This window comes from Cohnella hongkongensis (assembly GCF_042654645.1).
Lineage (GTDB): Bacteria > Bacillota > Bacilli > Paenibacillales > Paenibacillaceae > Cohnella > Cohnella hongkongensis.
In genome coordinates, this window is sequence record NZ_JBHSEP010000019.1 from 96,128 (window position 1) to 108,814 (window position 12,687).

General features: G+C 52.5%; 12 protein-coding genes and 1 pseudogene. 2 read left to right on the forward strand and 11 right to left on the reverse strand.

The window, feature by feature from the left end:
* Positions 1 to 265: 265 nt before the first annotated feature.
* Together ACFO3S_RS21375 and ACFO3S_RS21380 are read right to left on the reverse strand one after the other, a co-directional pair.
* A complete protein-coding gene (locus tag ACFO3S_RS21375; RefSeq protein WP_378100230.1) occupies positions 266 to 886 on the reverse strand; it encodes a histidine phosphatase family protein in 621 nt (206 codons plus the stop codon).
* A 192-nt stretch (positions 887 to 1,078) separates the two neighbouring features.
* Positions 1,079 to 1,528 (reverse strand): GNAT family N-acetyltransferase, encoded by a 450-nt coding sequence (locus ACFO3S_RS21380; RefSeq protein ID WP_378100232.1) that lies wholly within the window; start codon positions 1,526 to 1,528, stop codon positions 1,079 to 1,081.
* A gap of 403 nt (positions 1,529 to 1,931) precedes the next feature.
* On the opposite strand from ACFO3S_RS21380, the gene ACFO3S_RS21385 reads away from it, so the two are divergent.
* Positions 1,932 to 2,231 (forward strand): hypothetical protein, encoded by a 300-nt coding sequence (locus ACFO3S_RS21385; RefSeq protein ID WP_378100234.1) that lies wholly within the window; start codon positions 1,932 to 1,934, stop codon positions 2,229 to 2,231.
* 96 nt (positions 2,232 to 2,327) lie between these two features.
* On the opposite strand, the gene uvrA is transcribed toward ACFO3S_RS21385, so the two are convergent.
* Genes uvrA through ACFO3S_RS21400 form a run of 3 tightly spaced genes read right to left on the reverse strand, consistent with a single transcriptional unit; the run spans position 2,328 to position 6,651 of the window.
* Positions 2,328 to 4,829, reverse strand: a complete 2,502-nt coding sequence (gene uvrA / locus ACFO3S_RS21390; RefSeq protein WP_378100236.1) for an excinuclease ABC subunit UvrA — start codon at positions 4,827 to 4,829, stop codon at positions 2,328 to 2,330.
* Between the two features lie 23 nt (positions 4,830 to 4,852).
* Entirely contained in the window at positions 4,853 to 5,680 is an 828-nt protein-coding gene (locus ACFO3S_RS21395; RefSeq protein WP_378100238.1) for an ABC transporter permease, read from the reverse strand.
* Positions 5,677 to 6,651 carry an ATP-binding cassette domain-containing protein gene (locus tag ACFO3S_RS21400; protein WP_378100240.1) on the reverse strand — a complete coding sequence of 325 codons (975 nt, stop codon included), beginning with the start codon at positions 6,649 to 6,651 and terminating at the stop codon, positions 5,677 to 5,679. The genes ACFO3S_RS21395 and ACFO3S_RS21400 overlap by 4 nt, the downstream gene beginning before the upstream one ends.
* 188 nt (positions 6,652 to 6,839) lie before the next feature.
* Between ACFO3S_RS21400 and ACFO3S_RS21405 the strand changes: the two genes are divergently transcribed.
* Positions 6,840 to 7,550: a MerR family transcriptional regulator gene (locus tag ACFO3S_RS21405; RefSeq protein ID WP_378100242.1), complete on the forward strand. Its 711-nt coding sequence runs from the start codon at positions 6,840 to 6,842 to the stop codon at positions 7,548 to 7,550.
* 13 nt (positions 7,551 to 7,563) lie between these two features.
* Here ACFO3S_RS21405 and ACFO3S_RS21410 read toward each other — a convergent pair whose 3' ends face one another.
* From ACFO3S_RS21410 to ACFO3S_RS21435, 6 genes and pseudogenes are all read right to left on the reverse strand, one after another.
* Positions 7,564 to 7,950 carry a hypothetical protein gene (locus ACFO3S_RS21410; protein ID WP_378100243.1) on the reverse strand — a complete coding sequence of 129 codons (387 nt, stop codon included), beginning with the start codon at positions 7,948 to 7,950 and terminating at the stop codon, positions 7,564 to 7,566.
* 251 nt (positions 7,951 to 8,201) lie between these two features.
* Positions 8,202 to 8,861 (reverse strand): AAA family ATPase, encoded by a 660-nt coding sequence (locus tag ACFO3S_RS21415; RefSeq protein ID WP_378100245.1) that lies wholly within the window; start codon positions 8,859 to 8,861, stop codon positions 8,202 to 8,204.
* Between the two features lie 404 nt (positions 8,862 to 9,265).
* Positions 9,266 to 10,486: an S-layer homology domain-containing protein gene (locus tag ACFO3S_RS21420; protein ID WP_378100247.1), complete on the reverse strand. Its 1,221-nt coding sequence runs from the start codon at positions 10,484 to 10,486 to the stop codon at positions 9,266 to 9,268.
* Between the two features lie 106 nt (positions 10,487 to 10,592).
* Positions 10,593 to 10,907: an S-layer homology domain-containing protein gene (locus ACFO3S_RS21425; RefSeq protein WP_378100249.1), complete on the reverse strand. Its 315-nt coding sequence runs from the start codon at positions 10,905 to 10,907 to the stop codon at positions 10,593 to 10,595.
* 174 nt (positions 10,908 to 11,081) lie between these two features.
* Positions 11,082 to 11,138: pseudogene (locus ACFO3S_RS21430) on the reverse strand (hypothetical protein); the annotation flags it as partial.
* Positions 11,139 to 11,153: 15 nt separating this feature from the next.
* Positions 11,154 to 12,548 (reverse strand): winged helix-turn-helix domain-containing protein, encoded by a 1,395-nt coding sequence (locus ACFO3S_RS21435; protein WP_378100251.1) that lies wholly within the window; start codon positions 12,546 to 12,548, stop codon positions 11,154 to 11,156.
* Between the last annotated feature and the right edge of the window lie 139 nt (positions 12,549 to 12,687).

Here is a 12,687-nt window from a genome sequence, read left to right on the forward strand (position 1 = left end):
GATACCTCCGAATAAAAGATTTTGCATGACTTTCTCTTAACGTTCATGTGTTCACGACGTCCCACCACTTAAGGCCCATAAAGGAGCCGGCCCTTCCGATATTGTCTCTCTTATTCACGAACCCAAGAACCTTAAGCTCCACAGGGGCGACCGCGACGTGGTTTGGTTCGTAGGTGTGTCCGCCTGATCCAAATTCCTCGAAATGCCTCGGGCGGACCGAGCAGCCTTCAGGCTGCGATGCGTGAATTGCGATGTTATTAGGAAGTCATCGCCTAAAATTCTTTGTTTTTAAATGTTCTATATCTGCAAATTGTTCAATTATAAAACTCTGTTTATCAAACCTCAGTTTTGTAATTGAACATTCCGGAATCAGATTACTCTGTTCAGCAATAAATCGGGGATGAAGATTATTAAGAACATTCTCTGGAAACGTATTCACTAAATAATCAGTAATTAACCCTCCGTGAGTTACAATTAATATATTCGTGTTTGAAGTAAGATTCTTAACTAATTCGTTTAGTAACGAAGACATTCTTTCACATGCTTGACGAGCTGAATCACCAAAAGGTGGGATGTAGTCAGGATCTTTAGTACATTTATCCCACATCTCTACGAATTCTTGAAATGTTTGACCAGGTAAATCCCCCCAATTAGCTCTTTCACGTAAACGATTATCAATTTTTATTGAAAGATTATGCACACTTGCAGTATATTCTGCGGTTTCCTGGGCTCTTCTAAGTGGACTAGACAAAATCATGGATAAAGAGATTCTACTAAAGTATTGAGAAGTTAATTTAGCTTGTAAAATACCATCACTAGTTAGTGGCACATCACCGATGGCTCTTTCTTTTATTGCATGCCTTACAATATACAAATTTATGCTCACGAATTTTCCTCCTCCTTTATTAAGGCCGCGATGCGGTTAGGTGGTGCGGATGTGTCCGGCTGATCCCGCTTCCCTGAAATGCCCCTCTGGATCACTTCTAACTCCTGCCGGACCGAGGGCCGAATGGCTCGATGCTTGAATATGGTGTTATGTGGAGTCTCTGCCTTCTTTGACTATGCTTTCAAATTCTCTTTAGTTACTTGGTATCTTAAGGACATAATGAAGTAAATTATTATCTTCCTGATCTTGATTTTGTCTAGTAAATCCTGACTGTTCCAAACACTTAATGCTAGGATGGTTATCTGAATCAACCCATGCCTCGAAGTATTCTATATACGACAGTTCTTTCAAATTTATCATTTCTTTCAACATTCTTATACAATAACCCTGTTTTCTCTTACTTGGATTAATGATATAGGAGATAGCAGCTCTCCTATAACTAATAAGTTCCACACAGAGTTCACCGATTAGCTCACCATCTTCGTTTACAATCCAGATAAAATAATCCAGTCTACTCTTCACATATGAATAAAATTTGTCAATATCCTCAATTGCAATTCTCTTTTTTGTTTCCTCATCCTCATGCCAAATCTTAATGTGGTTTATTAATTCTTGAGTAGTATGTTTAAAATTGAGTTCCATGAAAATCACACCTTTGATTATCATCTAGCTCTTGCCGTTATTCATCTTACGTCTCTCGTATTCACGACGCGTTCCAGCCTTAAATAGCTCTTATCCTAGGCCGGGTCGTGTGTTGACTGAGCTCCTTCCATGATTATACATCTAACAACCAATGGCGTCACCCCGCAGCGGGAATCAGTTGTTATACGAGCCGGAAGGAGGTGAATCCAGCCCTCTGAATTGCCGACAAACCCTTATGTATCAAGGAATTCAAGATTTGTAGAAAAGTCCCAACCGACTGCAAATATCCTGGTTTTTCGTGAAAGTTATATGAAACCGTATATCCCATTGTTATACGAATCCCTGCCTCCTACTTCGTATATCCGCTTTAGTTCGCATAACTTCATAAGGAGTGAAATTAAAAATGACGATCATTCTAATTACAGTAGCAGCAATTATCTTGCAAATCTATTTGTGTAGACGGGAAAACAAACGGCTTGGCTTAATATTGCCTGCCATCAGCCTGCTAATATCCATTATCTTTACTTTGCTTTTGTACAGTGTGCCCGATGGATCAACTGCTTCCATTGTTATGCAGCTTGTTTCCATATTTTTAATATCCAATATTCCAACCCTTATTTTACTTGCCATCTACATCGCTTGTCGCATAACCCACAAAAGGAAAAAGCAGATAGACATCATGAGAATTCAGGACTTGGAATAGCTTATGCCAAAAAAAAGGATGCCCCCAGGTCGTCTCGGACCTTGAGGGACATCCCATTTCACTGGAGGAAGCGCGCGCACCCCCTTTCGCTATCCTTTAAGACATCGCCAGCTCTCTTCGCAGAAATCGCCCGGTATGGGAGGCGGCGACCGCGGCAACCGCTTCCGGCGTGCCCTCTGCTACGATTTGGCCTCCCTCCTCTCCGCCTTCGGGACCGATATCGACGATCCAGTCGCATTCGCGAATGACGTCGAGGTTATGCTCAACGACGATGACGGTATTGCCCGCATCGACGAGCTTGTTCAGCAGCAGCACCAATTGGCGCGTGTCGCGGGGGTGCAGTCCGGTCGACGGCTCGTCCAGCAGGTAGAGCGTGTGGCGTTTCGTTTTCCCGCTTAACTCCTTCGCAAGCTGGATTCGTTGACCTTCTCCTCCCGACAGCGTCGGAATCGACTGCCCCCAATACAAGTAGCCAAGTCCGACCTCGTTCAGCAGCGCGATCTGCCTGTCCATCTTGCCCAGCCCGTCGAGAAGCGGCAGGCTCTCTTGAACGGTCATATCGAGAATGTCGGATATCGTCTTCCCCTTGTAAGCGACGCGAAGCACTTCTTCCTTGAACCGTTTGCCCCGGCAGACCGGGCACCGCACTTCGAGACCCGGCAGGAAAAACATATCCATCGGCACGACCCCGAGCCCTTGGCAATGCTCGCAGCGTCCGCCGGGCGTGTTGAACGAGAAATGCTTCGAGGTCAGCCCGGCTCGCTTCGCCTCAGGCAGTCCCGCATACAGGTTGCGAATGGCGGTGAATACGTCGGTGTACGTCGCGACGTTGGAACGGCTCATTCTCCCGATCGGCGACTGGTCGACCGTGACGATGTTGTCGATATTGCCGAAGCCGGCTATGCTCTCGCAGCCGCTTCGCTTCTGATCGTCCTGACCTCCCGCGGCCAACAAATCGAACAGCAGCGTCGATTTGCCGGAGCCGGATACGCCGGTCAACGCGATGAGACAGCCGAGCGGGAACGAGACGTCGATATGCTTCAAGTTGCGGTGGCGCGCGTCCCGGATCGTCAGCCGCTGTCCGTTGCCCGGTCGCCTGTACCGAGGATGGCTCGCCTGGGCGGATTCCCGCAAAAATGCGCCGGTCACCGATCGTTCGTCCTTCATTAAATCTTCAAGGGTTCCTTCTCCGACGACGCGTCCGCCGAAGCTTCCCGCTCCGGGACCCATGTCGATTACATGGTCGGCCGCGCGCATCATCTCGACGTCGTGCTCGATGACGAGCACCGTATTGCCCAGATCCCGCAGCTGCTTCAATACCTCGATCAAGCCCGCCGTATCCCGGGGATGAAGCCCCGCGGTCGGCTCGTCGAGAATATAGAGCACGCCGGTAAGCCCGGAGCCGAGAATAGAGGCGAGCCGAAGACGCTGGGCTTCTCCGCCGGAGAGCGTCACCGACTGGCGATTCAGCGAAAGGTAGCTCAGCCCGACGTCCACGATCCGTTTCATCCGAACCGTCAAGTCGTGCAGCAGCGTCTCGACCTGCTCCTTCTCGTCCGCCCTCAGCTCGCCCATCAACCGCTCCAGCCAGTCGTGCGCGTCCTGCAGCGATCTCCCGGACAAATCGGTAATCGACATGCCTCCTACCGTCACTTGACGGATTTCTTCTTTCAGTCTGGCGCCCCGGCACGATTCGCAGGTCGTCTCTTGAAATAACGCCGCTTCTCCCGATTCTCCGCCCTTTTCCTTGTACCTTCGCCAAATTCCCGTAACGACGCCTTCGAATTTGCCTCCGTTCACCGATTTGGGCGGCTTGACATCCGGAAAATGCTTGCCGAACGCCTCGCTCTCGACGCCGTAGTACAACAAATCGCGTTCGACCTCGCCGTATGCCTTGAGCGGCTTGTTCGGATCGAATTCAAAGCCGTAATGCTTCGCCGCGGCTTGCAGTACAGGTGCCTGATATTGGTTAACCATCGCATACCAGAAGGTGACGCATCCTTCCATCAAGCTCTTCTCTTCGTCGAATACGGCTTCGACATTGAGACTGACGGTGTGGCCGAGACCGCCGCACGTATCGCACGCGCCATCGGGCGTGTTGTACGAGAAATGCCTGCGCGTCCATCGCGTCATCCCTTGACGGCAATGAGGGCAGCGCACGGCAGATCCCCCCGAATCCTCTTCGTCGCCATGCGCGGCGTCCTCCCCGGTGAGCGGTCCGGGCACGAAACGGGTTCCGCAATGCGGGCAAGGCCGCTCGCCCAGCTTCTCGTAGATCACCCTCAAATACGTGTGGATGTCGGTGATGGTGCCGACCGTGGATCTCGGATTGCGGTTCGTGACGTGCTGTCCGACGCTGATCGAAGGGGAAAGGCCGACGATCGCGTCGACCTTCGGCTTCGGCAATGCCTCCGACGTCATCCCCATCGACTCCATATATTGCCGCTGGCACTCGCGCTGCAGCGTGTCCATGGCAAGCGTCGACTTTCCCGAACCGGAAGGTCCGGTCAGGACGACGAGCTTATGCTTGGGGATGCGAAGGGCAATGTTCTGCAAATTGTTTTCCCGGGCGCCCCGGATTTCGATATAATCGTTCAATGGTTGCCTCCTTGAAATGGGTTTTATTGGGCGGTCTTCCGCCGGTACAGATGGAAGGCGAGCGGTGCGAATACGACGCCGATCAAGAGCATTCCCGCTAGCGCCGCGAAAAGGTCTTGAAACGATGCGGCGCCGTGCATGAGTCCCCGGGCGGCTGCGGATGCGAGGCTGATCGGATTGTACGCGACGATTCGTCCGAGCCACTCCGGCATCGTCGACGTATCGGCGAACACGTTGCTCGTGAACATGAGCGGATACAGCACGATGTAGGTCATGCTCGTGATCGATTCGGTTTTCCTGGCGACGATGCCGATGCAGGCGAAGATCCAGCTGACGCTGAACGCGTACAGCATAACGAACAGCATCGCCAGCAACGAGCCGAGCCATCCCGCTTCCGGCCGAAAGCCGAGCAAGAGGCCGATGGCGATCGTCGTCGCCAGCGCCGCCGCATAGGACAGCAGATTGGTCAGCATCGAACCGATGATCGCGGCGGGCTGCCAGAACGGCAGCGTGCGAAACCGGTTGAATACGCCGCGTTCCATATCGGTCTTGATCGTAATGCCGATATAGACCGTCATCGTCGTCACCGTGTAGACGAGCATGCCCGGCAGCAGGAACTGCAAGTAATTGCCGGTCGAACCGGAGATCGCGCCCCCGAACATGAAAGTGAAGATCAGCAAAAAGATGACCGGAAAGATCACCACGTCGATCGCCAGGTACGGAAGCTGATTGACCGTACTGCGCATAGACCGCCACGTAAACGTCCGAACGGCTTGGAGCGCGCTCGGCCTGTCCGGACGATTGCCCATTGACAGCGCCTGCAACAGCTTCGAATTCGCGCCGGTATTCATCGCTCGATCTCCCCCTCGTTTCCTTCTTCTGCCGGATGGCCGGTCAAGGCCAGGAAAACTTCGTCCAGGCTCGGCTGACCCAGCGAGAATTGAACCGTCTGAATACCGGCCCGGTTCAGTCCGGTCAACGCGTTCGCCGCCAGCTCCGGGTCCGAGATCGAAACCGATAAGGCAGCCGGATCCGAATGCAGACGAACGGCGCCGGCAACCGTACGATGAAGCACTTGTTCCGCCTCTGCGCGCTGATCGGGACGTGCGAGCCGGATGTGAATCGTGCCCGAGCCGACCGATGCCTTCAGTTCGCCCGCGGTCCCTTCGGCGATGACCGTTCCCCCGTCGACGACGGCGAGACGATCGGCCAATTGATCCGCTTCTTCCAGATACTGCGTCGTGAGCAGGACGGTCGTTCCCCGCGACGCCAACGTTCGGACGATGTCCCATACGCCGTTCCGGCTTCGAGGATCGAGGCCCGTCGTCGGTTCGTCCAGGAACAGCAGATCGGGCGTCGTCAGCATGGCCGAAGCGATATCCAATCTTCTTCGCATGCCTCCGGAATATCGGCCTGCAGGCCGATCGCCCGCTTCCGTCAAGTCGAAGGCGTCCAGCAGCTCGGACGCTCTTGCTCTGGCTTGTTTAACGGAATAACCCGATAATCGTCCGAACAGCATGAGATTGTCGCGTCCGCTTAGTCCTTCGTCTACGGATGCGAATTGACCGGTCAAGCCGACGCGGCTGCGGACCGTGTCCGCGTCTCCGACAACGTCGAGCCCGAACACTCGAGCGCAGCCCGAATCGGGACGCAGCAAAGTGGACAAGATGTTGACCAGCGTCGTCTTGCCTGCTCCGTTAGGCCCCAGCATCGCATAGACGGCCCCTCGTTCGACTTGCAGATCGATTCCTTTCAGCACGTCCACCTTTCCGAACGATTTTTTCAAACCTTTCACTTCAATGGCATAACCGGCTTGTGGCATTGCCCCACCTCCAATTGAGATAACTCCATCTTATTACATTGATGCAAATGAGAAGGTTGGGGAATATGCGGCCTTGAATTTCAACATTCTATAGTCTCAAGGTTTCCACGTGCAGTTTAAAGAATCTTCTCAAAGTTTCCGACTTCGTCTACAATAGGCTAGCGTGATCTTATCCTTTTATCGCGGAGGTGTCCCGTCTGGCCCTGAGACCGATCGATATCGCCAAGAAACTGAACATCAGCACGAGCGCTTTAAGACACTACGAAGACTGGGGAATCATCCCGCCCGTGGAGCGAGGCGCGAACGGTTATCGGATCTATACCGAGCGCCATGTCGCGTATTTCGAATGCATTCGGGCGATGAGTCCAGGCTTCGGCATGGACTTAACGAGCAACGTGCTGCGCAAGATCATCAACGACGAAATCGACGAAGCGTTATGGACGGTCAACGAAGCGCAGGCTTCGCTCCAGAAGGATAAGCTTATGGCCGAGAAAACGATCAGCGTCTTGGACACGAAGCAATTGGAAAACTTGGACGCCAGGGGAAGGCGGAGATGGATGTCGATCGGAGAAGTATCGAGGGAGACGTCGATTCCGACGTCCGCGATTCGACATTGGGAGAAAATGGGACTGATTACGGTTCGGCGTAACGCGGACAACGGATACCGGACGTTCAGTCCAACGCAAATCCGGCAAATTCTGATCATCAGAACGTTAAGATCGGCGATCTGGTCGTTGGATATTATTAAAAAAGTCATCGAGGAGCTGGACCATAACAATCTTGAGCAGGCGCGCCGGGTCGCCAAGAATTCGCTGTCGTATCTCAACGGGATCAACCGGCTGCGTATGCGCGGGGTTGGCTATCTCTATCGTCTGATCGAGCTTTCGGAGAAATCGTAGCAGGGATGCTCCCTCAGATTTCTTGGAGGATGGTTTCGATTGTTGCCAATACTTCATCCGATAACTCATTAAAGGTAACATTATCTCCGCGAATAATCTGTGTAATTTCCGAAGAGAAAATCAACTCCTCATGGTAATAAGCATCGATCGTTCGATTTAATTGTTGTCTCGTCAGTTCTTCCAATCGATTATCATCCTTAAAAACGATATAGAACCCGCGGCTTCCTTTCTCATGTATAAGGGAAATCACTTTCATCGTGGTCAGATCCCGATTCGTTAAGATCGTCTCGCCCTGATCGTCATTGAAAAACAAAAACGGCTCCTTGTTTCCGTTCTGGCAGCCCAACATGAGCAGCGCGCAGATAAGGAGAAGAAACGCAACCTTCAACGATGTCTTCAATCTGCTGCCTCCTCGAGTTCGATCATAGGTTACTCCTCTTGGCCATCTTCTCGTCGCCGAGCCTATTTCTTTTGTCGATGTTCCCCATCTAGACGCTCCTTTCCGAAAGAGTTTGTTGCTTACATCATCAACAATCTGTCGATGCCGATCCCGCTAATCAAACAGCGTTCTTTTTTGTTACCGAGCATTTTCTGCGTCCAGTCGACGAATCCGACATCTCCGATTTCAATCTTTTCGTACCCGGCGGTCGTTCACTCGCCTCTCGTCCTTTCCACTCGAAACCTGCTCACATCATAATCTCTGGCGTAAGGGAAACCAGGCGACAATGGCTCAAGCCCGATCAGAACCGTATCGGGGGCAAGCCGCATCGCGTTCGACGAGTCATCATCCGGCTGGTTGTCCTGCTCCTCATCGCGCCAGGCGGCAATGATCAGCAGTCCGCGCCCTCTCGGGTCCGCTGCAACGGCGGCGAGCAGCTCCCGCATGGCTGCATCCGCCCGATGAATATCGTCGAAGAATAGAATCAGGGGCTGCTTGCCGCTGCAGCAAATGCGGATCAGTTGGAGAAAAGCAGCCTTGAACTGCCGCGCCCCCTCAGCTTCGGATAAGGCCGTGCCGACCGCAGACGTCCGGGCTTGGCCAAGGAGCACGCGCAGCTCCGGAATACGCTGCAGCAGCCAGGAGCTGCCTGCCCCTAGCGTCCTTCGCAGCTTGCGCCTCCATCGGTTCAGCTGCCGCTCGCTTTCTCCAAGCATTCGCTGAACCAACTGCCGGAGCGCCCGCACGAGCGGCTCATACGGTTCATCCGACCGATGCGGGCCGAACCCGCTGGAGATGAATGCGCCTTCCCCGCGGATGAGATGCCCGAAGCGGCGGACAAGCGCCGTCTTGCCTATCGCTCTCTTATTCACCAGTTCCCCCTGAACCATAAGAAAAACGCCTTCGGCATTCTATTGCTGAAGAAGCTTACGGAGATCGGCGTATAATTGTATTTCGTACAACTAGTGTGAGGCCTATCCTCTTGCCCTTTCGCCCCGAACTGTTCGGACAGAGAATCCGCTAATTGTGAACAAAACCGGTTTTTTTGCATCTGTGCGGACACAGTTTCCCAGAAGGAATTGCAGCTGTTCGGAGTACCTCACCAGACTTATTCAACCATTCAAGTTTTTTTATGATTTTGCCCGGTTTTTCGGGGATTTCAATTGGTTTTGTCATAGTGAAGACTTATCTGAGAAAAGAAGTCCGCCGTATTCATATCCAGTCCCCTTCATTTTATATTCTATAATCTCTTTCATAGGACCACTTCCTTACTTAATTAAAGCTTGGATTGTGCTAATCTGCTTTGGTAGACAGGAGCTCCAGCAGTAATTGTTTCTACCCCAACCCGCAATGATCCATCATGGGAAAATCCGCTTTTTGGTATCACTAAGCCGTATACTTCCTTGTTGGAATCCTTCGAGCGAATAGGCATTGCTTCGGTGAGTTTGTCTTTGCTTGATGGTCCATCGTATCCGTAAACTGAGAGAGCGAGTCTGTTCGTTCTATATCCTTGAGGATTCTTATTAACTGTTAGCTCGGAATCAAGTACCAAGATATAGACTTCCAGGTTGTCTGTGAATGGTACTTCTTCCCCACCATAGGGCCAGAACAATTTATCTTTAGCAGGAAGCAACTTGCGGTTTGGATCTTTAGGGTCGTTCCAATCAATTGCGATCAAGCTATTTACACGACCTTGAACAGAGCCATTCGGTGCTGAAACAGTTAGATTTGATTCTTTCCAGGAACGAATGCCAAAGTTGTTATTAGTGTTTTTCGGACCATTAAAGATTTCTTCTGCAACTGAAAAGATATTGGTTTTGTGCCAGTACAATTCAGCAGCCGCGACAGCATACTTATCGGCCTCTAGTGTCTTACCATCTTTCACTGACAAAACACGTTCAATAACAGTAATTGCCTGAGCGCGAGTTGTCGTCCCCTCTGGGGAAATAACGCCAGGAGCGGTGCCGGAGATAATTCCATTCTTTGTAGCCATGTACATCCACTGCTTATCTTCAACACCTGTGATTCCGAGTGCTCGAACCGCGACTTTGGACATTTCCTCACGGGTCATCGGCTTTGTCCAATCCGCATCATTAAAGTCTCCGGATTTATAGATACCTGCTGTTTCGGCAGCTGTTACATACGGCGTATACCAACTTCCTGAGGCTGATCCGACCTTCAGCTCCAAAGCAGATACTGTCATTTTAACGAATTCTGCTCGAGTTACGTTGTTGTTAGGGAGGAAGTTACCGTCTGGAAAACCATCGACGTATCCCCGCTTTATGGCTTGAATGATACTGGATTCTGCCCAGTGCCCCGTGATGTCTTTGAACTTCTGCACGACCTTATCGATCGCCCCTTTTACCGCATCATTACCTGTTTCGGTTGTGTTCTTGATATCGTCGGAGAGTGCAGCCTTTGCGGATTGTGGCCCAATAGACGCTTGAGCCGATATGAGAGTTAATACGGCCATACCTACCAATAATGCTTTTTTCATATTTTTTCCTCCTAAAGATGATTTTTTTTATCATAACCAATTCAACTAAGGAGCGCGAATTTTGCACCCCCTAAATATATATCGGCTATTTAAGAAACATCCTCTATCAATAAGCAAGCTCATCTTCTTCTCCATTCCATTTCAACGCCCCCATTAGCATAACCACAAATTCTGCGCGCGTCACCGTCCGATTCGGCCGGAAGGAGCCGTCAGGATAGCCGGCAACATTTCCTTTTTCCACGGCCTGCCGTATGCCGGCTTCCGCCCAATGACCGGCGATATCGTTCAGACGAACATCAGGCTGCGGGTTTTGTTGCTCTTCTTCCGTTTCCTCTATCGGCCGATTTGCCGCAATTGCGGCAAATCGGCCGATCGTACCGCTAATGACGCCTTCGTCCCGATTAACGGTAATGTTGTTCATCTCTGTCCAATCCGATGTTTCATCGTTGAACCCATACAAACCGAGATGATATCGCTCCTGTTCGATCGTCCCGTTATGAAGAAACAAGCTTACGGTGATCTGTTTCAGAAGCTCCGATTCCCGATCCGTCACAAGCCGAATGGCCCGGCTGACCAGCCTCTCCCGATTCCCCCAGGCTACAACGGTGCCGTCCGTTTTCAAAGCGAGGGAGTGGGCGTCGCCTGCCGCAATTGCGGTTACTCCGCTTTACGCGGCGACGGGAACGCTGGTTTTTCCGCCGGAACTGCTTCCCCAAGCGATGACGCCGCCGTCTTTTAAAGCCAGCGAATGCTCCCTGCCTGCCGCGATAGCGGTAACCCCGGATTGCGCCTCTGCCGGAACGATCGTTTGCCCCGAATCGTTCCATCCCCACGCGAGTACGCTTCCATCGGCCTTCAGAGCCAGAGATTGAGCCTCCCCGGCAGCAATGGCGATGACGCCGTGTTCCGCTTGGGGAGGCACGATCGATTGCCCGGACACGTTGGCTCCCCAAGCGATGACTCTGCCGTTGTTCAGTAAGATCCCTTCGAGCAAGCGAATCGCCCGATCATCATGCTTGCCGGCCAAATAATAGTCCAGCGCCTCTTCCTTCCAGCCTTCCTGTTCGCACCACCTGCCGGCGGCTTCAAGCAGTTTGGAGGCCCGCTCCGGCTCCAGCCGTTCCAGCCGTTGACGCAAAAACTCCGCGAACAAATGGCCGAAACGAAACCATTCCTTCCGCGGATCCAACGCCATGATAAAAAGCTGTCCACGCTCCAACTGCTCCAGAATTGCCCCGCTGGCCGCATTCCCGCTCACTGCCTCGCACAACGACGCATTCATTCGCTTCAGGATGGAACAGTCCAGTAGAAATCGTTGGATTGGCTCGCTTTGCGGGCCAAACACTTCCTCCAGGATATATTGCTCCAGCAGATGGGAACCGCCGGAGAACGGACGAATCGGCGGAGCGGCGGCCGGCGGTTCTAGCCGCACGTGCAGCGCAGCCAGCTTCATCGTCGCCTCCCAACCCTCCGTGCGCCGAACCCATCGGTCCTTCTCTTCCCGAGACAATTGAATCTCCATAACTGTCGAAAAGAAATCGCCGCTCTCCCGCGCGGTGAACCGGAGTTCCTCGGCGCCGATCCGTTCGACCGTTCCGCAGTCGGGCAGGCAAGGTATGGCAGGCCACGTCCTGCCGGAGAGAATGAGACGCACACGGTTGGGCAAATGTTCAAGGAAATAAGCGAAGGAGGTTAACAGCGCGGAATCCGTGATCGCGTGGAAATCGTCCAGTACGAATACGAGCGGGCGTTGCAACTGCCGAAGCTCGCTTAGCAGCGGTGATAATACCGCTTCCGGCCGGGAAGGATGAAGCCGAATGGGCCGGACGATGTCGCCGGCTCTTTCCTTAAAGCCTGGATGAACGAAATCGATCGCGCGAATCGTATGATGCCAGAACCGCGCGATATCGTTATCCGATCGGTCGACGGAAAACCAGGCCGGCTGCTCCGCGGCTTGTTCCGCCCACTGCTGCAACAAGACGGACTTGCCGAAGCCGGCGGGAGCGCATAGCAAAACGGCCTTGTTCCGAAGGCCTTCTTGGATCCGATCGATGTCAAGCATCGAGCAGCCATACGGGGAACGGTGAGTTTGGCGGCTACTACCGGTGTTTGTGCTAAAGCATTGTCGCATGTTCTTCTCTCATCATTCGCTCTTTCTCCCCTGATTTGAAAGGAACGCCAGTGGCGCTCGGCCGCTGAGG